The organism is Desulfobulbus propionicus DSM 2032 (assembly GCF_000186885.1).
Classification (GTDB): Bacteria; Desulfobacterota; Desulfobulbia; order Desulfobulbales; family Desulfobulbaceae; genus Desulfobulbus; species Desulfobulbus propionicus.
Window position 1 is genome coordinate 3,753,722 of sequence record NC_014972.1, and the last position, 19,516, is coordinate 3,773,237.

At 65.5% G+C, this 19,516-nt stretch carries 18 protein-coding genes; all 18 read right to left on the bottom strand.

Features of this window, described 5'->3' with window-relative positions; translation table 11 throughout:
• Positions 1–11 precede the first annotated feature (11 nt).
• On the bottom strand, positions 12–1,727 hold the full coding sequence (locus tag DESPR_RS17575) for a phage tail protein (protein WP_015725913.1): 1,716 nt from the start codon (positions 1,725–1,727) through the stop codon (positions 12–14).
• Complete coding sequence (locus DESPR_RS16375) at positions 1,724–4,693, bottom strand: baseplate J/gp47 family protein (RefSeq protein ID WP_015725914.1); 2,970 nt, start codon at positions 4,691–4,693, stop codon at positions 1,724–1,726. Before DESPR_RS16375 ends, DESPR_RS17575 begins: the two co-directional genes overlap by 4 nt.
• Positions 4,690–5,889 carry a baseplate J/gp47 family protein gene (locus DESPR_RS16380; RefSeq protein WP_015725915.1) on the bottom strand — a complete coding sequence of 400 codons (1,200 nt, stop codon included), beginning with the start codon at positions 5,887–5,889 and terminating at the stop codon, positions 4,690–4,692. The genes DESPR_RS16375 and DESPR_RS16380 overlap by 4 nt, the downstream gene beginning before the upstream one ends.
• Positions 5,889–6,275, bottom strand: coding sequence for a GPW/gp25 family protein (locus tag DESPR_RS16385; protein ID WP_015725916.1), 387 nt, complete (start codon positions 6,273–6,275; stop codon positions 5,889–5,891). The genes DESPR_RS16380 and DESPR_RS16385 overlap by 1 nt, the downstream gene beginning before the upstream one ends.
• A 21-nt stretch (positions 6,276–6,296) precedes the next feature.
• On the bottom strand, positions 6,297–7,115 hold the full coding sequence (locus DESPR_RS16390; RefSeq protein ID WP_015725917.1) for a phage baseplate assembly protein V: 819 nt from the start codon (positions 7,113–7,115) through the stop codon (positions 6,297–6,299).
• Entirely contained in the window at positions 7,115–8,266 is a 1,152-nt protein-coding gene (locus DESPR_RS16395; RefSeq protein ID WP_015725918.1) for a phage late control D family protein, read from the bottom strand. Before DESPR_RS16395 ends, DESPR_RS16390 begins: the two co-directional genes overlap by 1 nt.
• A gap of 9 nt (positions 8,267–8,275) precedes the next feature.
• Entirely contained in the window at positions 8,276–8,566 is a 291-nt protein-coding gene (locus tag DESPR_RS16400) for a tail protein X (protein ID WP_015725919.1), read from the bottom strand.
• Positions 8,566–9,213 (bottom strand): hypothetical protein, encoded by a 648-nt coding sequence (locus DESPR_RS16405; RefSeq protein WP_015725920.1) that lies wholly within the window; start codon positions 9,211–9,213, stop codon positions 8,566–8,568. The genes DESPR_RS16400 and DESPR_RS16405 overlap by 1 nt, the downstream gene beginning before the upstream one ends.
• Positions 9,214–9,224: 11 nt before the next feature.
• Complete coding sequence (locus DESPR_RS16410; protein ID WP_015725921.1) at positions 9,225–9,461, bottom strand: hypothetical protein; 237 nt, start codon at positions 9,459–9,461, stop codon at positions 9,225–9,227.
• Entirely contained in the window at positions 9,451–10,797 is a 1,347-nt protein-coding gene (locus tag DESPR_RS16415; protein ID WP_015725922.1) for an ATP-binding protein, read from the bottom strand. Before DESPR_RS16415 ends, DESPR_RS16410 begins: the two co-directional genes overlap by 11 nt.
• Before the next feature lie 5 nt (positions 10,798–10,802).
• Positions 10,803–11,822 (bottom strand): Pvc16 family protein, encoded by a 1,020-nt coding sequence (locus tag DESPR_RS16420; protein ID WP_015725923.1) that lies wholly within the window; start codon positions 11,820–11,822, stop codon positions 10,803–10,805.
• A gap of 1 nt (position 11,823) precedes the next feature.
• Positions 11,824–12,117 carry a hypothetical protein gene (locus DESPR_RS18655; protein ID WP_169701656.1) on the bottom strand — a complete coding sequence of 98 codons (294 nt, stop codon included), beginning with the start codon at positions 12,115–12,117 and terminating at the stop codon, positions 11,824–11,826.
• Positions 12,118–12,850: 733 nt separating this feature from the next.
• Positions 12,851–13,642 carry a hypothetical protein gene (locus DESPR_RS16430; RefSeq protein ID WP_015725925.1) on the bottom strand — a complete coding sequence of 264 codons (792 nt, stop codon included), beginning with the start codon at positions 13,640–13,642 and terminating at the stop codon, positions 12,851–12,853.
• Positions 13,643–13,654: 12 nt separating this feature from the next.
• Complete coding sequence (locus DESPR_RS16435) at positions 13,655–14,164, bottom strand: phage tail protein (RefSeq protein WP_015725926.1); 510 nt, start codon at positions 14,162–14,164, stop codon at positions 13,655–13,657.
• Positions 14,165–14,179: 15 nt separating this feature from the next.
• Positions 14,180–16,069, bottom strand: coding sequence for a phage tail sheath subtilisin-like domain-containing protein (locus tag DESPR_RS16440; RefSeq protein WP_015725927.1), 1,890 nt, complete (start codon positions 16,067–16,069; stop codon positions 14,180–14,182).
• A 377-nt stretch (positions 16,070–16,446) separates the two neighbouring features.
• The gene (locus tag DESPR_RS16445) at positions 16,447–17,115 is read right to left on the bottom strand and encodes a hypothetical protein (RefSeq protein WP_015725928.1); all 669 of its coding nucleotides are present in this window, start codon (positions 17,113–17,115) and stop codon (positions 16,447–16,449) included.
• A gap of 35 nt (positions 17,116–17,150) precedes the next feature.
• Positions 17,151–17,630 (bottom strand): YchJ family protein, encoded by a 480-nt coding sequence (locus tag DESPR_RS16450; RefSeq protein WP_015725929.1) that lies wholly within the window; start codon positions 17,628–17,630, stop codon positions 17,151–17,153.
• 290 nt (positions 17,631–17,920) lie between these two features.
• Positions 17,921–19,396: a ketol-acid reductoisomerase gene (ilvC, locus tag DESPR_RS16455; protein WP_015725930.1), complete on the bottom strand. Its 1,476-nt coding sequence runs from the start codon at positions 19,394–19,396 to the stop codon at positions 17,921–17,923.
• Between the last annotated feature and the right edge of the window lie 120 nt (positions 19,397–19,516).

The window sequence follows — 19,516 nt, forward strand, 5'->3', positions numbered from 1 at the left end:
AGGCTCCCCTTTCAGGTGGTGGTGGCTTTGGGTGGCGCGCAGGCCAGGCTGGGGTCGGTGATCAGCACCGCCTCCATGCCCACAGGCAGAAATTCGTGCAGTTTCTCCAGCACCGCCTGGCGGCGGAGCACATAGCGGAGTTCGTGGTAGGCGCCCATCTCGCCGCCATCCTCGGCGCCGGTCTGGATGGCCGGGCTGCAGTCCGGATGGAGCACGCCGCAACCCGGCGCGCCAAAGGTCGCCTCCCAGAACAAGGGCGCGTCAGCGGTGCAGGTGTCGTTGAAACAGCGCAGCAACGAGCGCTTGTGTTGCGCCCGCCACAGCGGATCGTTGTCGATCAGCGGCTCAAGGGGATCGAACGGGTCGCTGGGTATCGGTTTTTCCGGGAGATGGAACAGGCGGCTGAAGCGGATGCAGCCAGCCGCGGGCACGTCGGTATCGATCCGATCCTTGCGCAACTCCGGCACCAGGATGGAGTCGCTGGCCTGGAGACACTCGGCCAGCAGGGTGTCAAGCACGGTGACATACTCCAGCCGCACCAGTCCCCGGGCAGCCTCGATCTTCTTGAACAGACAGCTGTACGCATCGACCACCGGCACCTCGCGCTCGGCGGTGGACACCCGCAGTTGACGAACCGCGCAGCCCCGAAGCTGGACCGCTCCATGATTGATCTCCACCCGGTTGTCCAGCCACAGATTGTCGAACCGGTAGAGGGCCGGGGTGTCCAGGGTGGCCACGCCGCGCACCCGGAGGGGGCCGTCGGTCAGACCGCGCAGCCCGATCAGCGGCCAAGGGGTGCCGTTCCATTCGGTCTGGCCGATGGTGAAGGCGATGTTGAGTTCCGGATGGACGCACTCGATGGTCTCGCCCGTCCTCCACGCAGTGGTGGCCGCGGTGTCCAGGGCCTCGGTGACCAACGGTTCGAGGGCGGTCCACTGCACCGTCTGGTGGAGGCGGCGGAAAAAGCCCTCGGGCGGCGGCACATGGAGCAGCATCCGCCGGGGATGGTGCAGGCCGCGCCGACTGGTGGGGGTGCGCATGTCCACGGTGCGGCGGGACACATCCTGGTAGCTGTCCGGGGCGCAGGGAAGGCCGTGACGGTGGAGCTGCCGCCAGGCGATCGGCGCTGTTTCGCCGGGAAAGGAGGTCTCGCTGGCTGCCGGGTTGTTGGCCGCGCATTGGACGGCCCGCGAGCAGAAGCGCATATCGGGCGTGACCGCCGGCAGACCCGGGTGGCGGGCACGCAGGCCCGGCGTGGCCGCGCCGGCGAGCGGTTCCTCGCCATAGGCCGTGGCTGGCAACAGGCTGCGGTCGATGCGCGGGGTCATGGCCAGCCGTTTCCACCCCTCCTGGATCTCGACCTCGAACTGGCCGACCTCCTCGGCAATCTGTTCGATGCTCACCCGGGTCCCCTTGCGCTGCCGCCAAGCCACCGCCTGGCCTACCTCGGCACGGCGGCCCTCGGCATCGGGCGACACCAGTTGCACGTCAAGCAACTGGGCAAAGTAGGGCACCAGCCAATCCTGACAGCGGCGGCCGTGGTCCGCGTCGGGAAAGCTGTCGTCCATCCGCTGGACCACGGTGGCATGGAGGGCGTCGAGCAGTTCGCCATAGACCGACAGCAGGGCGTCGAGATCGCCGCTGGTATCGCGGACCCGCCAATGGGTCGGCAGCCAGTGCTGGAGCCGGGTGCCGTAGTGAGGCGTCGTTTCCGTCGAATCGCTCATGCCAGGCTCTCCTCATAGTTTTCGATCATGACTGTGAAGGCGGTGGCATCAAACACCAGGCATTGACGGGGACTGGGCCGCAAAGCGATCACCGCCGCACCGATCAGGGCTGCCTGGGGACGATCCGCCGGTGCCACGCCGCTTTGCGGCCAGGGCAAGCTGATGGCGCAGGAGCTGTTTTCCACCCCGGCCACCCCATCGACCACCTTATAGATCTCGCCACGGTAGAGCGGCTGACCGAGTCCCCGATGCTGTTCGTCAAAGGTTGTGGTCAGCGCGGCCGTGACCGCTTCCTTGACCGTCTGGCTGTCCACCGTGCTCCGCACCCGCACGGTGACGGTCAGGCGGAAGCGGACCCGCACATAGTCCTGGACCGTGACCATCACCCCCGGCTGGGTGCGCGCCGCCAGCCAGGCCTGCAGGGTGGTTTTGAGCGGAGCGGCCAGTGTGCCGCCGCCCGCCGCCATTACCACCACCTCCAACCGCTCCCGCCGTCCCAAGCCGGGGGCAAGGCGAAAGGCCTGGGCCTGCCACACGCTGGGGTGGCTGCGCGCCAGCTGGGCGCAATCCTCGAGGGAGACGGCCCGATCCAGGGCCAGCAGGCTGGCCGGGGCATTCTTGCGCAGGTCGGCCCGGCTCTCGCGATCATTGCCACCACCGCTGGCGAGGGGTTGGAGCACCGTTTCCAGCAGGGGATGGGGCTTGACCGGCTTGACCAGGCTGCCGGGATCGAGGTTGCCGGCCGCACCCACGCCCTGGCGGAAGCGGACCCGGATGTTGTTGCCGCCGGAGGGCAGCCGCCGGCCATGACGGCCATCGCCAAAAACAATGACCGCATGGTTGTCCTCGTCGATGCGCACCTGGTAGTGGGCATCGCTGGGTCCGGAATCCTTGAGGCTGCTCACCTGGGTCCAGGTCTCCCCAGCCACGGCGAGCTCCAGCGCGGCGCGCACGCCGCTGCTCATGGTCACGTCGGCGACAAAGGCGAGATCCTCCACCTCCAGGGTGAAGCTCTGATGGCTGCGGGTGCCATCGCCACTGCCGAGCACACGCCACGGCCGCGCCTCACCGTGGCCGGAGGCGACCACATTGCCGAGGATTTCCAGGTTGCCGGCCGTGGTGCCCGTCGGCAGATCGTCAGCCAGATGCAGCCACGTCCCCTGGCTGTCGAGGTCGGCCAAGGTGGTCTCCATGGCCATCGTGCCGTTGGTGACGATCAGGGGGCGTCCGATCTTCATGCCGAACAGCGGGCTGTCGAGCGCGATGCGCCGGCCGCTCAGGGGAGTGCGGTTGTCGGTCCAGCCGAGCACGCGCGCCTGGGCAACGAAATGGCTGTGCACCCGGGTGCGGCCGAGGAAAAAGGGGCCGCCGCCGCGATCCTGCCAGGGGGGAGCGGCCACCAGGGTGGTTTCCTCGTGCTCCTCGTCCTGGGTGACCGCGCCCAGCCGCGCCCAGGCCATCTGCCCGGCCCTGACCACCACCGCCAGATCGCCGGCCGTGGTCTTGGTGCTCGCCTCGGTGACCAGGGAGGCGATCAGCCGCCCCTCCTCGCTCTTGTTGAGGAAGGTGTCCACCAGCCAGGGACCGGGGGCGATCGGCGGGGCCAGCAGGGTCTGGGGATTGTTGAGGCGGAGGTCGGTGTTGCCTGGCACGCCGTCGGTGTCCGCATGCCAGGTCAGGCTGAGACAGGTGTAGCCGGGCCGGTCGTCCGCCTCGAGCGTGTCCGGATCGGTGCCGACCGGCACGTACTTGGCATGGAGGCAGTGGTAGCAGGGCAGATACTCGCGCTTGGCCCCCTCTTTGCCGATCACCCGGATGTCGGCCAGCCACTGGCCGGCCAGCCGCGACCAGTCGCCGGCGGCAAAGACCATGTCGATCACCGTGTCCTCGGCCAGGCCGTCCGGGTTGTCCGGGCCGACAATGACCCGCCGCCGGGGCGGCTTGGCCAGTTCGGTCAGGGCTAGGGTGACCGGGCGGGCCACGGTGGCCCCCACCAGGGTCAGCTGGTCGATCGGCCGGTAGAAGACCAGCCGATCGTCATGGACCCGCTTGATCCTGCGGTAGAAGGGTTTGTCGTCCCCGGAGCGGATGAGGACGATGTCGCCGGCGGCAAGCCCGCTGGCCGGCACCGCCAGTTGCAGGCTGTGGCCGACCGGCTCCGCGCCTTTGGTGGCCGGACCCAGCGGCTTGAGCCGCTCCTTGGGACAGCAGTGGACCAGGGTGGTGCCCTTGGTGAATCCGACAGGGATGGCCGGGGTCAGGGTCAGGGTGGTGCGGTCCTCACCGAGGACGATGCCGTGCACCAGATGGGCCGAGAGAGAACCACCGCCCTCCCGCTCGAGCACCAGCGGCTCGCCGATCTTGATCTTGTCCCATTTGTTTTCGAGTACCAGGGTGGTGCCGGAGATCGCTTCCGGACTCCGGCGATAATCCTTGGCATGGAGGCTGTTGAAGGCCGCATCGACCTCGATCTCGGTCAGGGTCTCGAAGATCACCGGCTTGCCCGCGGCCGGGCTGTGCTTGACCTGGAAGCCGGCGGCCACCACCCCGCGCTGCGCCTGCTTGACCAGGAGCGCCAGGGGTGTCTGGGCCGAGGCCGGCGGCAGGGGGGCGTAATCCAAGAGTGCCACCAGCCGCCGCAGGTTTTCCCACTGGCTGGCCGTGCCCAGGTAGGATTCGTTGGCATAGGCGTCGATGTGCGCTGCCAGCACATGGCAGGAGCGGGCGAACTGACGGGTCAGCTGCCAGAGCATGTCATGGGGATCGGCGTTGTAGAGGGTTTCCAGGCGGGCCTTGCGCGCCTCTTCGCTCTCCGCCTCCGGCGGATTGACGCCCGCCACCGGCTGCCACTGGGGAAACTTCTGCGCCAGGCCGGCGCGCAGCCGTTCCAGAAAGACGGCCGCATTGCCATCGATGTAGTCAAAGCGCGACAGGCCGGCGCGATTCCAACGGGTGAGGTCGCTCATCCTTTTCGCCCTCCGTGCAGCATCAGCCGATAGTAGCCCCGTTCGGGCCGGGCCGGATCGTTATCGCAGATCGCCACTTCCAGTCCCTCCAGGACGATGCGGCCGCTGGCGGTCTCGTCCTGAAAGCGGTCACCCAGCCGCTTGAAGCGGTTGAGGCAGATGTTGTCGATGCCGCTCAACCCCATCAACAGTTGATAGAGGTCGCTGGCCCACAGGTCCTCGCCAAAGCGGAGCCGGCCCGGCGCGAAAAAGCCGCCCGGCCCGGTACCCAGAGCCCTGTCCACCGCATGGCGGACCTCGGACTGGAAATACTGGTCATTGACCTGGATCGACAGGGTCAGGGTGATGCCGACCTCCACCGCCTCCTCCAGCACCACCTCCTGGCCCACCATGCGGTAGGTCTCGATATAGGGGTAGAGCACGGAGCGGACATTGGGGTGGTCGCTGCGCGCCGGCAGGGCCAGGTCGCGCTCGGCGTGGAAGGCCTGGGTCTGGGCCCAGACCTCGTCGCTGTAGACAGTGTGGTCAACATCGAGGCCAAGGCGCTGCCAGGCGATCACCGCCACATGGACCGTGGTCCAGGACCCGTCCCAGCGCTCCCAGGCATGGGCGCGCAGTACCAGGGGATGCAGTTCCAGCTGGCGCTCGAAATCCTCCAGGGTGACCATGCGGTGCTGATCGTGGATGGCGCGCGGCCCATCGAGCCGGGCCTGCTCCATCTGCTCGGGATGATCGAGCCACCAGCGGTCAAACCGCTCCGTCTCGGTGGCGCTCAGCGGCGCCAGGGCCTCCAGTTCGCTCAAGTCGGCAAAGGGCGGGGTGCGCAGCCGCTTGGCCATCCCGGCCACGTCGTAGCCGATCAGCAGCAGCAGGCGGCGCAGCGATTCCGGCCGGCGGGCGGTTTCAAGAAAACTCTCGGACGCGGCCCGGTCAAGGGCATCGGACAACTGGTCGAGCCCGTAGGCCAGCACCTCGATCAGGGCCACCTCGACATCGGCCGGGGTCCAACGCCTACGTTCCGGGAAACGGGCGGCCAGTTCCTGGAGCATGAACAGGCGGAAACCGTCGTAGTCGCGCTGATCCCAGTCGAAGTCGTCGCCCACCGTGGGCAGGATGTCCGGCAGATCGATCAGACGGCGGCCGCAGTCCGGGCAGGCCCCGTCAAACAACAGCTCGGCAACAGGATCAACGGCCATCAGGGTGCTCCCACGGTAAAGACTTGGCTGTCACGATGGCCGATGGCGGCCAGGGTGTAGCTGATGGTGATGGTCAGTTTGTCCTCGTCGCCGCTGACACTGACCTCGATGCTCTTGGGATCGACCTCGCCCTGAAGGGCTTCGGCGAGGGAGGCCAGCAACCGGCGTTTGGTGATCTGCCACAGCGGCGTGGCATTGGGTTCGAACACCAGGGCCTTGACCCCTGCACCGAACTCGGGGCGGAAGACCCGCTCGCCGGGCAGGGTGAACAGCACCTGCTCGATCTGACCGCGGATGTGCTCGGCCCGGCCGGCCAGGCGCGGTCCGGTTGGGTCCATGGTGAAGGGAAAGGCCAGGTAGGGCGGATCAATCAGTCGGCGTGCCATGACATGCTCCTTTCGTGTTCCTTACGCGCTCATCACCTTGGTGGACAGGCTGCTGGACTCGCCCATGGGGATAGGTGGTCCCGAGGGCCCCATGGAGGTGGGGTGGACATGGCCGGCGTACATGCCGAGAAAGGTGGTGCCCTTGATCACCGGTTCGCCGCCGCTGCCGCCCAGCAGCACCTGACTGCCCTCCAGGGTGAGCATGCCGCTGGTGCTGACCTTGACCCCGGAACCGGTCATCTCCACCGTGTTGCCATTGGCATCCTCCAGCTTGGCGCCCTGGCTGTTGAGGGTCAGGGTGTTGCCGTTGGCGTCCTCCAAGATGATCGCCCCATTCTGCGCGTCCAAGGTGAGTTTGTCCTCGTTGTTGTCGGTCAACAGAACCTTGCCGTCCTTGTCCATCTCCAGCTTGGCCCCGGCCGAGTGGAGCAGCTGGATGGTCTCGCCGTCGTCCTTGTCTTCCAGCAGCAAGACATGGCCCTTGGCGGTGCGCAGCACCTGGGTGGTCGGCGGGTCCTGGGCTTCGGTGGGGGCATCGCCCGACTGCTGCCAGAAGGTGCCGGTCCAGATGGGAAAATCGAGGTTGCCGCCCTCGAACTCCACCCACACCTGGGCACCGACACCGGGCACGGCGAAGAACCCCTGATTGCTCAAACCGCCGCAGGGCAGGCAGGGCAGGGCCCAGCCGCTCTCGGCCTCCCCCAGCAGACTCGGCACCCGCAGCTTGACCCGGGCCAGCCGCTCCGGATCGGCGTTGTCGGTGACAAAGCCCCGGTATTTGCCGTAGGCCCGGCGTTGCCCAAGATTCTGGGCCAGTTGCTGCTGCAGATCATCAGGCATCAGAGCACTCCCGCAAGCGCTCCGGCCAAGCCGGAGACGCTGTCCAGATTATCGCCATAGGCGTTGCGCAGCAGCCGAAACCGCTGCCGGTAGCCCTGGGGGGTAAAGCTATGACTGACACTGTCCACGTAATAGATGCCGGACATCCGCTCCCCCAGACCATCCACCGGCACCGGCAGGCCGGCCTGAAGCACGTGGCCGTAGAGGGTGCCGTCGAGTTCGCCCTCGCCCTGGATGCGGTGGATATCGAGATCATTGATCTTCATCTGCGCCAGGGCCTGCAAGCGCTGGGCGTCGGCCCCGGCCTCGGCTGACATCCGCCAGACAAAGTCCTCCAGGCCGGCGGCGCTGCTGTCGGCCGGCGTGGTACCCAGCAGATGCAGGTCGGAGCGCACCGGTTCCGGCGAGTCGACGGTGTCGCCGCTGTCCGCAGGCGCATCATAGGCCACCGCATCGGGCTGGTGGCCGTCGGCCCGCACCGACAACGACAAACAGTTGGTCTCGGCGCCGGCGTAGACCATGATCGTGCCCTGGGGGTCCTCGTCCAGCCGCATGGGACCGAAATAGACCCGCCCCTCGCGGAAGATCAGCTCGTAGCCGTTGAACTCGGCCCGGGCCTTGAGGAACTTGATGTCGGTGTCGTCCTGGGCCACGCCCACCAATCGATCCTGGCCCGGGCCGTTGTCCGGATGGGGCGACAGGCCGTAGGCCGAGAGGATGTCCATCAGCGCCAGGGTATCGCTGCTGGGCAGGTCGGCGGTGCCCCAGGTTCTGCGCTGGTGGGTCCGGTCAAGACGGATGGAGTCGTCCTGACATTCGACCCGCACCTGCGCCGCGCCCGCATCCTGCGGCGTCTCCACTCGCACCTCGCGGATGTAGCCGCGCATGATCTCCTCTTGCCGGCTGCCGAAAGCGGCGGCAATGACGATTCGCGCCCAGGGCTCGAGGATACCGGCATCCTGCACGGTCCAGGTGCCCTGCTCGTTGCGCCGGGTTTCCAGGGTGAGCGTTGCCGCCGCTGCCTCGGTACGGCCGCACTCCACCGTCACCTCCAGCAGAAAGGGATAGAGTTCGCTGATCTCCACCCCATCGACGGTGATCACGCATTCGGCCGGGGCGCGCTCCTTTTGCGACAGGAGGTCGAGCAGCATGGTCTCCTCCTACTCCTTGGCCTTGGGGATGAGGATCACCTCGCCGGCGCGCTCGGCCAGCGAGATCTCCACCCCCGAGAGCAGATCCGGGTTGGCGTCGAGGATCCGCCACCACAGGCGGGCATCGCTGTAGTAGTGGTGGGCCAGGAGGTCGAGCCGGTCGCCCTCCTGGATCACATGCTCCACCACGCCGATGGCCGGGCCGATCTCGCGCGGCCGGGTGCCCTTGCAGCGCACCTGGCCGCTGTCATCGGCCTCGAAACGGCGGGCCTCCTTGTAGCGGGAATTCTTGAGCAGCATCAGAACAGTCCTCCGATACCGGTGACGGCGGTGCGGGCGGTGTTCATCGCCGCGCCGACCACCTGGCGGATCTTTTCCACCTCGTAGAAGGGGTTGTTGCCCTCGATCACCTGCAAGCCCAGTTTGACCGTGGCCCGGTAGGGCGCAAGGTTGGGCAGGTGGGCCGATTCCCCCACCTCGATGCTCTTGAGGAACACCGGCAACACATGGGTGCCCCAGACGAGCAGCAGCACCGAGGCGGTCTGGCTGCGCTGGAAGGCACGGCTGCCGCCGAATCCCAGGCTGGCCAGGGTCTGCAGGCCACCCGGCCCCTGGGTCTTGGGCTCGACCATGCTGCGCAGGGTGTCCAGTTCCGGCTGGATGCCGATCTCCTGGGCCACTGGGTCGCCATCGTTCATCCGGTCGGTGGCGTCGATCAGGATCTCGAGGTCAAAGCTCTCGGGCTCCACCGCCACCCCCTGGGCCACCCTCGCGGTCTCGGTGGGCAGGGCAAAATCGTAGCCGCCTCGCGTGGCCGGGGTCGAGCCCAGGGTCAGGGTGACGCTGCGGTTGCGGGTCAGACTCTGGGGGTTGAAGTCAAAGGCGAGCATCAGCGGCGGCAGGGCCAGCGCGTATTCAACCAGAAATCCTTTGATCGGCGACAACATGGCGCTTCCTCCTAGGGCCTGTTCGCGGCAAGACCGCGCTGAATCGCATCGGCGATTTGATGGGCGATGCGACGATCACTGTGGTCCGCCTCCACCTGCACCGGCCCGACGCGCAGTTGGTCGACCCGACCGAAGCCGAGATCGTCGCGCCCGGCCAGGGCCTCGCCCACCAGACGGCCAATGCGTTGGGCCCGGTGCTCGAACCCGGCAGGCAGTTGCAGGCGCAGATGGTCGATCTCAGTGGTCATGGAGCAGCTCCCGAGGCAGATGCGCGGCCAGGGGACCCAGATCCTGGGGATTCATCTCCCGGCCCTCCTTGCCCAGTTCCCGCCACACCGCGTGGGCAAGGTGGCCAAGGCCAATGGCCACACCCTCGCCTGCGGCCAGATAGGCGGCGTGCAGGGCAGCGTTGCGGATCGAGCCGCCGGTCAGGGCCATGGCCGCGCCGAGAAAGATGGGATCCACCTCCGGGGCAAGCGGGGCCTTGGGCGGCAGCAGACGGCGCCACAGCTCGGACCGGGCAGCGGCATCGGGCCGGGGAAACTCCACCACCAGCTGGAAGCGGCGGGTGAAGGCGGAATCCAGCTGCTTGCGCAGGTTGGTGGTGAGGATGCAGGGGCCGTCATGGGCCTCGATACGGGTCAGCAGGTGGCTGACCTCCATGTTGGCGTAGCGGTCCCGGGCCTCCTTGACCTCGCCGCGCTTAGCAAAGAGGGCGTCGGCCTCGTCGAACTGGAGCACCATCGGCTGGCCGTGGGCCGCATCGAACAGCCGGTTGAGGTTCTCCTCGGTCTCGCCCACATATTTGCTCACCAGCCGTCCGAGATCGACCCGGTACAACGGCCAGCCGAGCGCACCGGCCAGCACAGCCGCGGCAAAGGTCTTGCCCGTGCCCGACGGCCCGGTGAACAGGGCCACCGGCCCGCCCACGCTCTGACCGTGCCACAGACCGACCACGGTGTCGCGCTGCTCGATCCACAGCAGAAATTCGCGCAACATGGCCAACCGGCTCTTGGGCAGGACCAGATCGTCCCACCCGGCCTGCTGACGGACCAGGGTGGCCCCGGGCGGCGGCGGCAGATCGAGCGGCCGGCCGGTCAGCCGACCCACCAGCCAGGGTTCGGGCAGGATCGGCCGGTAGGGATCGTCCTGCTCCAGGCGCACCAGGCGGCGACGGCGCAGGGTGGATTCGGGAGCGAGAAGGCGGCGCAACTGTTCCCCTTGACCGGCATCCAGGGCCAACAGTTCCTGGATCAAGCTGCGCGTGGCCCAGGGCTGAACCGAGCCTGCCTGCAAATTCTGGAAGGACCAGCCGAGACGAGGTTCCAGTTCCGGCCCCAGGGTGCAGGCCAGGATATCGTACTCCAGCGGTTGCAGCCCGAAACCGAGCGCGGTCTCCCACACCCCCGCAGGTTCGCGCAATGTTTGCACCTCGGCTTGGAGGCGGCGCAAACTCTCCAGCTCCTCATCGCCCAGGGTCTCGCCGCGGCGGCTCTTGGCCAGGCACCAGGCGAGCAGGTCGAGACGCCGCCATTCGGCGTCCAGGGCGGGCAGGACGGAGAGTTCGGCCAGGGAGGCGTTCATGGCGCTCACCCGTTAGCGAGGGTAACCAGGAGAGGATTGGAGCGGACGCGGAGCACGGTGCCGTCACTGCTGCGGGTGAAGGTCCGCTCGGCAGCGAGCAGCAACTGGCCCGGGCGGTCGTTGAACGGCAGGGGGAGGGCGGCGGCGGTCGCTGCGGCTGCAGCCTCGGGATCGATGCCGCTGTCGGTGATGACCACGGACGTCGGCGGTGCCACCTGCTGCCAGCCGCTGGCGGCCTCCCAGCTCTGCCAACACAGATCGACCGTGGCCCCTGGTTCGCCCGCCACCCAGACCTGGGGGACAAAGGCGGCCAGTTCCGGACTGCCCACGGTAAACAGCAGGCTCAGCGCGCAAGCACCATCCTGGACAAAGGCAAGGGCTGGTGTCCAGTCCTCGGTGCGGGTGTCCGGCTGCATGGCGGCCACCCGTGGCCCCTGCGCGCTGGCAGTGACCGCCTGACGGTCCAGGGTGGCTTGCACCTGCAGGCCAAGGCTGGCGGCCAGCGGCGGTTGCAGGGCCGGTTGCACCGGCACCACCGGCATGAGCGAAATTTCGTAGAGCAACGAGGGCCGGTAGATGGTATCTCCCTGGGTGGACCACAGCTGATTGAGCTGATCGAGCCCCAGCGGCAGGAAGACCACCTGCAGATGATACTCTACATCGTCGACGTTGAGGATGAACACCGGCCGCTCGTGGAAGATGCGACTGACCTCGCCGATCAAGCGCAGATCGTTTTCGCCGGGACCGATGGCGTCTTCCTCGGCGGCAAAGGGGGTAATCAGGCAGAAGGCGCGCAGCCAGCCGGTTGCACCCGGCAGGGTGTCGGGGAAGAGTCCAGCAGGTTCAAAGCGGTGGAAGAAGAGGTTGAGTCGGTGGTCGCTGTCGCCGGCACCAGCCGAGGCGGTTTCCGCCGGCGTGGCCAGCACCACCGTGACCTTGCTGCGGTCAGGAGCGTTGATCTCGCTGTCAAGATAGGCGCGAAGACCCTTGCAGACCTGGGAGATCGGAGACGGTGCCAGTGCCATATCAGAGCCGTTTCAAATAATTGCGGCTGACAAAGCCGGTATCGGTCCGGGCCGTGGTCCCGGACCGGGTTGCAGGTGACCCGTTGCTGACCACCACCACATCGATCCGCCCGATCACCAGGTGCGGTGGCTGTTCCTCTGAAGCGCGGGGTGGCGCATAATCCATCGGCACCCCCATCCCGTCTTCTCCGGACAAGGGGGGCACAGGGGGAGCGCTGCGCATGGGTCGCGACGTCGCGCCGACCTCTCCCCATGGGCCATCGCTCCGCTCCGGTGCCATCGTCGGAACCTGCATGCCGCCACCAGCTTGCGGCGGATGGATATTCTCCCCGCCGCCCGCGAAACCGGGGAACGGCACACCTGTGGACCGATGGGCATCCGTGCCCTCCGGTCGTTCGGCTGCCGTTGTCCCCGGTTGTCCCGATCTCAGGGGGGTGACCGGTGCGGAAAAAGAATCAGAAGGGGCGCCCTGACCCGAAGCCCGACTCTGGTACGTTTCTTCTCGTTCGCTAACAAATCGCCCACTGCCTTCTGGGAGTCGGGACTTATGCGTCTGATGAACGGGATCCGATTCGACTGGCCCAGGCACAACAACTGACTGGTGCGTCCTCGATTCGGCGATCATCTCGGCTGCCGTTCTCTTGCCTGGACTTCCATGATTGACCTGTCCTGTTGCCAGTTCGTTCCCTCGATTATCGCCCAAAACGGAAATGATGTCGCGGTTGCCGTTGACATCCTTGGCAGAAAAGTCTGGTTTCTCAACCTCGCTCCCCACTGACAAAGGGTCACCGGCCGGAAGATCGGATTCTCCCACCCCCAACCGGAATGACGCCTCTCGGGACCCACCCTCCATCACTGGAGAAGGCCCCCCCTTCTGAAATCTGAAAATCGTGGTCATGCCGGATGGCGCGGCCGGTTCAAGCGGCTCCTCTTCCGGCGTCTCCACCTCCGGCAGCATCTCGCGGCGCACCCATGTGCCTGGAAGGGGCCTGCGGGCATCGCGGATGGTGTCGTCGAACAAACCCATATCAGCTCACCATGCCCCGACTGTGGTCGATCATCTCCAGGTAGCGCTGGCGCCGGCTGTGCGGCAGGCCCAGGATCTCGGCCTCGCTCCAGTGGTAGTGGAGCGCGATCCGGTGCACCTGCGCGAGGAGGTTATCGCTCTGCCGGCGCACCACCCGGTAGGGATCAAGATCAACGGCCGTATTGGCGCCGCATTCCGGACAACAGGCCTGTACCTGAACCACCACCGCCGGGGCCACCCGTTCCAGAGCAGCCTCCACCGAATCGACGAGGGAACCGTCCACTTCATCCAGTGGCGCGGGATCGCACGCCAACCGCTGCAGCAGCCAGCCGCGTGCCCGATCATCGGGGATGCGAGTCAGTCCCTCCTGGTCACGGCCGGTGGGCAGGCGGAAGCGCAGGGTGCGTCCCTGGTGTTCAACCGTGGCCCAGGGGTAGCCCGCGCCCGCCTCCTGCACCGGCAACTCAGCGTAGTCGAGATGAAAATCAAACCGGGCTGCACAGGCGGTGCAGTCGGCGTGGAACCAGCCGCCGGAAAAGCCGAGATACCGTTCCAGCTCGCGCATGAGGAACTGGCGGTCGGCAACGCACAGGGATGCGGCCCGCTCCTCGCTCATTGGCTGTCCGCCCAACTCCCTCAGGGCCAGGGCCAGGATCCGGGTGACCGCCTCGGGGGTGCTGGCCGCCAGGGCCGCGGTCTCGGTCAAGGCAAGCTCAAGGCTGCCCGACACCGGCTGGAACCGGTACTGCCGCTGCCGCTTTCCCCCTTCGATCAAGCCGCCCGGAAGCTGCATGGAAACCTCCTCTTAGGTCTCGGTCGGCTCGACCACCGCCGTATCGCGCTGCCAGCCCTCGTGCTGCAGGGTGATGGTCTGGATGCCGACCGCGTTCATGGCCCCCGCATCCATCTCCGGCAGGGCCTGATACTCGGACACCCAGGCCCGGAACAGTTTGTAGGAGATGGCCACTGTGCCTTGGAGGTTGAGGACGTTGATGACGATGTCCTTGCGGAAATTCTTGAGCGACATGGCCGCGTCACCCTCGATGTTGTTGACCAGGTTGGCCCAGTTCTCGAACACCGGGTCGTGCGACAAGCCCTGCTCCAGGGTAATGGGCTCGTAGCTGGTGCCGCCGGGGAGAATGCGTTCCTTGCTCGGGTCGCCGGCGGCGCGCCATTTGACCGCCTCGGTCTTGCGCTTGAGGGCGCCCATTTTCTTCAAGCCGGCCACCGGCTTGCCGTCGATCAGGATCTGGAACTTGAAGGTCCGGTAGGGATCGTAACGATGGGCGTTGACAGGAAAGGTGGGAGCAGCCATTTCTATGCCTCCTTATTAGGACTGACCGACTTTTTGCTGGATGCGCACAATGACGAACTCGGCCGGTTTGAGCGGCGCGAAGCCCACCACGGCGATGACCTGGCCGCGATCGATGTCGTCCTGGGTCATGGTGTCGCCGAGGCCGCAGCGGACAAAGTAGGCGTCCGAGGCCTTCTGGCCCTGAAAGGCGCCGGCGCGGAACATACCGTCCATGAAGGCGCCGATGTTGGCCCGGAGCGAGGACCACAGCCGGTGGTCGTTGGGCTCGAACACCGCCCACTGGATGCCATTATAAATGCTGCTCTCGATATACAGGGCGGTGCGGCGCACCGGCACGTAGCGCCACTCGGGATTGGCCCGGGTGGACAGGGTGCGGGTGCCCCAGACCACATGGCCGTAGCCGGGCATTTTGCGGAGGCAGTTGACTCCCTCGGGATTGAGCTGATCCTGATCGCCGTCCTCGACCACGTACTCCAGGGCGGCCACGCCGCGCACCGAGGCCTCGACCCCGGCCGGGGCCTTCCATACGCCCCGGATGCCGTCAGTCCGCGCCCAGATGCCGGCAGCAAAGGACGAGGGTGCCACGCTGAGGGTGGTCGGGGCTGTGGGGTTGGTGTCACGGTTGTAGAAGGGATTGGACACCTTGATCCACGGATAGTAGAGCACGCTGTAGGTGGAGGTCGGCAGGCTGAGCGCGTTGACCGTGGCCCCCTGATCGAGTTCGTGACCCGGAGGCGGATCGATGAGCAGCATGCGGCTGCCCATGCTTTCGCAATGGCTGAGCGCGGCGTTGACCACCGGATTGCCGGTGCCGTCCTTGGGCATGTACTGGCCGGGCAGAAGCACGATGTTGACGTCGCGGACCTTTTTCAGTTTGGCGAAGAAATCGGTGTAGTCATCGAGGCCGGGCTTGGCGCCATCGTCGCCGCCGGTCAGGGCCTGGAAGGTGGGGGTAGCCACCGTGCCCATGCTCGCCGGCACCACATCCTCGGTGCCGTGCTTCTCGGTGCCGCCCGCCGCCTTGCCGAGCTTGAGCGCGGTGGCCAGGGCGCCCGGCCGCACCATCACCGCCGAGGAGGCGGACTTTTTGCCCGAGGTCAGGGTCAGCACATTGGTGGCAAAGGCGCAGGTAAAGCCGACATAGTTGGGTCCCAGGGCCAGGACCTGTTGCTGGATCTCGGCCGCCACCTCGGTGCCGTCGTAGGTGCCGCCGGGAGCCGGGCCCAGGGTGATGGTCTTGGCGCCCAGATTGTCGATGTTGAGGGTCAGGGTCATACCCTCGACGATGCCGGCCCAGGCCAGGCCGGTCAGGTCGCCGGAAACGCTGGTCGCCTTCTTGTACAGGCTACTCAGACCGGCGGGCAGGGCGACGGTGATGTATTTCGAGTTGCCGCCCACCATGGCCAGCACGTAGGCCGGATCGGAATCGTCCATGGACAGGCCGGTGAATGCCTCCACCACCTCGCCGTCCTGGCGCACCAGCAGGTTGAAGTGGTAGCCGTCGGCATCGGCCAGGGCATTGACGCTGAGGCGGTCGCCCGCCTTGCCGCTGCTCTTGGCGCTGATCACCAAGACGTTGTCCGAGGCGGCTGCCCCCCGGCCGACCATGGTGTCCGCGGGCAGGGTGGAGGCTTTGGCGTCCTTGGCCAGCCGTCCGATGTAGGCATCCCGGCCACCGTTGAGGAAGAAGTAGAAGGCGGCAAGGCCCAGGTGATCGGTGTCCGACTGGATTTCGCCGAAGCCGGCCTTGTACTCGTCCCAGCTGTGCACCAGGGTCGGTTCGCCGATGGGGCCCGCCGTGGCATAGCCGATCAGGGCGGCCACGCTGGTGGACACGCCTTCAATGGGTTTGGCGCCGCTGGGGATCTCTTCGATATAGACGCCGGGATGAAGATAGGTGGCCATAGGTCTGTCCTCTCGGTGAAAAAAATGTTTTTAGGCCCGCGGGCTGCCAGGAGACCGCCCTTTGCTTTCCGCCCGCCACGGCCCGCACATCAACCCCTGATGGAACACTGACGATCACATTCCGTGCACCCACCCACGGAGCAACTCGGCGGTTCCCCGAGGGAGTGGCATCAATAATTACTTGAATCCATTCAAAGAACCAGATTTTTAAATAGTTAAAAAACGAATAGGAAATAGATAGAAAATCTATTCACAAAAACGAACAGCATGGAGAGAGGGCTAGTAAGCCGCTGAATTACTGTCGGTCCAGCGGAGCGGTCGGAACAGGGAAAGCGAAGAGTACCAACATCCCACAAGGGGGAGGGGCGGCGGCCGTTTTACCGCAGCGAGAGGAGGCGGGCGAGCAGTTCGCTGTCGCCCAGATCATTGTTTTCGATGAGCGTTGCCTGGAGATAGGTGGTCCCGAGCCAAAGTAAAAACCGCTCGATCCGTTCCGAACGGAGCGGATCGATCCCCATGTAGCGATCGAAATAATCCAGGGTGCCGCGACGACGGCGGCCTGCCAAGCGCGCGGCCCTGGTGGCATGGTCAATGTCGAGGACCACGGTGCGGGCGCCGGTGGCTGGAACAATCCTGCGGAGCGACCGGTCAACCAGGAGCGGCAGTCGGATATCCTCGACCCGCTCGAAGCGATGGCCAAGGGCAAAGGCCAGCAGGCGAAGGGCAGTGTGGCTGACGACCATGACCGTTCCGCTCGCGGGTGGCTGGAAACGGCGAATATCCCACCAGATAAGCAGGGCGCAAACATACGGCAGTACCGGGAGATGCAGAGGCAGGATGGCCAGGAAGAGCCGTTCCATCCCAAGCCGCAGGCGGCTTTTGTGCTCCGAGCTGCGCCGGCGGTCGGGCCGGGCGCTGAAGGCCCCCCGGCGCCGCTCCAGCCGGATGCCATCCTTATGGGCGGCATCGGCCAGCACATTGGCGCAGTGATCCTTGCCGGCCAGGTCGGTTCCCACAATCAGCAGGGTGGGCGGTAACGAATTCAAGGTGTTATCCTTCGAAACATAAAAAAACCGACGGTTCAGGGGCCGCAGCAGCGCTTGAACTTCTTGCCGCTGCCACAGGGACAGGGGCTGTTGCGGCCCACCTTGTCGGCGCGGCGGTCGGGCCCATCCTCGACCAGTTGGCCCGCCACATAGAACCACTGTCCCTCTTCACATACAAATCGGCTGATTTCATGAAGATGGATCAAGCCATCACCGGTACGGGCGGTGGCGCGGAATTCAACCACCCCTTCGCCATCTTTCTCTCCCCCCCTGTCGGTGCGCAGGATCACCAGGTCGCACCAGGCGGGAATGGTGGTTGAATCAATGGTCGACGGGCGGGTGGAAGGGTGCCAGGTGGCCAGCAGGTAGCCGACCGCGGCTCGAACATAGGCGGTGTAGCGCGAGCGCATCAAGGCCAGGGCGGTATTCGCCCTGCTTCGCCCGGAAAGAAGAGGCTCGCAGCAGTCGGCATAGACGACACCGGAACCGCAAGGACAAGAGGTGAAAGGATGCATGGTTTTCGAATCAGGCAAGGTAGGGGGCAAAGGTTCTCTCTATTTCTACCGGATCCTCGGGGAGTGCGCACCTTCCCAGGGCTCAAAAAATGCATTTTCTTGAAATCTAACCCATGAGGAGAGTTTGCGCACAAAATCTCTCCGGAAGACAAGCGCGTCTTGAATAGTGTCTCCGATCAGTTGCGGTGGCTCTCAACTGGTGCCCCGATGTTTATACAAAAAATCCCCTTGGCGTTGGCAGCCAAGGGGATAAGGATCGGCCTGCAAACCGATATGTTGGGAGGTATCGATCAGATGATCGGTTTCATGGCGCTCATGTGGGAACGCAGTTCCTCGCCCACCTGCTCGACCACGGTGTAGCGGATGGCGGCGTTGATGCCGATCAGCTCGATGTTGTCCACCGAGTTGTCCTTGACTGCGAGTCCCTTGCCGATTACGTCGGTATCGACGTTCTTCATGAAATCGGCCAGCAACGGCACCGCCTGGTGGGCGAACAGGTAGCAGCCGTATTCGGCGGTATCGGAGATGACCACATTCATCTCGTAGAGCTTCTTGCGGGCGATGGTATTGGCGATCAACGGCACCTCGTGCAGACTTTCGTAGTAGGCGGACTCCTCCTTGATGCCGGCGGAAACCATGGTGTCGAAGGCCAGTTCCACGCCCGCCTTGACCATGGCGATCATCAGGATGCCGTGGTCGAAATACTCCTGCTCGCTGATCTCGGCATCGGTGGACACCGCTTTCTCAAAGGCGGTCTCGGCGGTCTGGGCGCGCCAGGTGAGCAGCTTCTTGTCGTCGTTTGCCCAGTCCTCCATCATGGTACGGGAGAACTCGCCGCTCATGATGTCGTCCATGTGCTTCTCGAACAGCGGCGTGAGGATCTCCTTGATTTCCTCGGAGAGATAGTACGCGCGAATCTTGGCCGGATTGGACAGCCGATCCATCATGTTGGTGATGCCGCCGTGTTTGAGCGCCTCGGTGACGGTTTCCCATCCGTACTGGATCAGCTTAGAGGCGTAGCCGGCATCAATGCCGCCTGCGACCATCTTGTCGAAGCAGAGCAGGCTTCCGGCCTGAAGCATGCCGCAGAGGATGGTCTGCTCGCCCATGAGGTCGGATTTGACCTCGGCGACAAAGGACGACTGCAGCACTCCGGCCCGGTGGGCGCCGGTGCCGCAGGCATAGGCCTTGGCAATGTCCCAGCCCTCGCCCTTGGGATCGTTCTCGCGATGGACGGCGATCAGGGTGGGCACGCCAAACCCGCGCTTGTACTCTTCGCGCACCTCGGTTCCGGGCGATTTGGGGGCGACCATGATCACGGTCAGGTCCTTGCGGATCTGCATGCCCTCCTCAACGATGTTGAAGCCGTGGGAGTATGAGAGACAGGCACCCTCCTTCATCAGCGGCATGACCGCGGCCACCACCTTGGAGTGCTGCTTGTCCGGGGTGAGGTTGATCACCAGATCGGCGGTGGGAATGAGCTGCTGGTAATTGCCGACGGTAAAACCATTGCTGGTGGCGTTCTTCCAGCTCTGCCGTTTCTCGCTGATGGCCGAGTCACGCAGGGCATAGCTGACGTCCAGGCCGGAGTCGCGCAGGTTGAGGCCCTGGTGCAAGCCCTGGGCGCCACAGCCGACGATGACGATCTTTTTTCCTTTGAGCTTGTCAACACCATCGGCGAATTCCGAGGCGTCCATGAAGCGGCATTTGCCCAGTTCTTCCAACTGCAGGCGCAGCGGCAGGGTATTGAAATAGTTCTGTCCCATGTTGTGTTCCTCTTTTGTGTGTGAAATGAAGAGTCGGTCGATGTTCCGCCCATCGCGCTCAGGGAGGCACGCTTCCTTCCTGCTCGTCGTTGCGGATGGAGGGGTTTCGGCCGTTTTTCC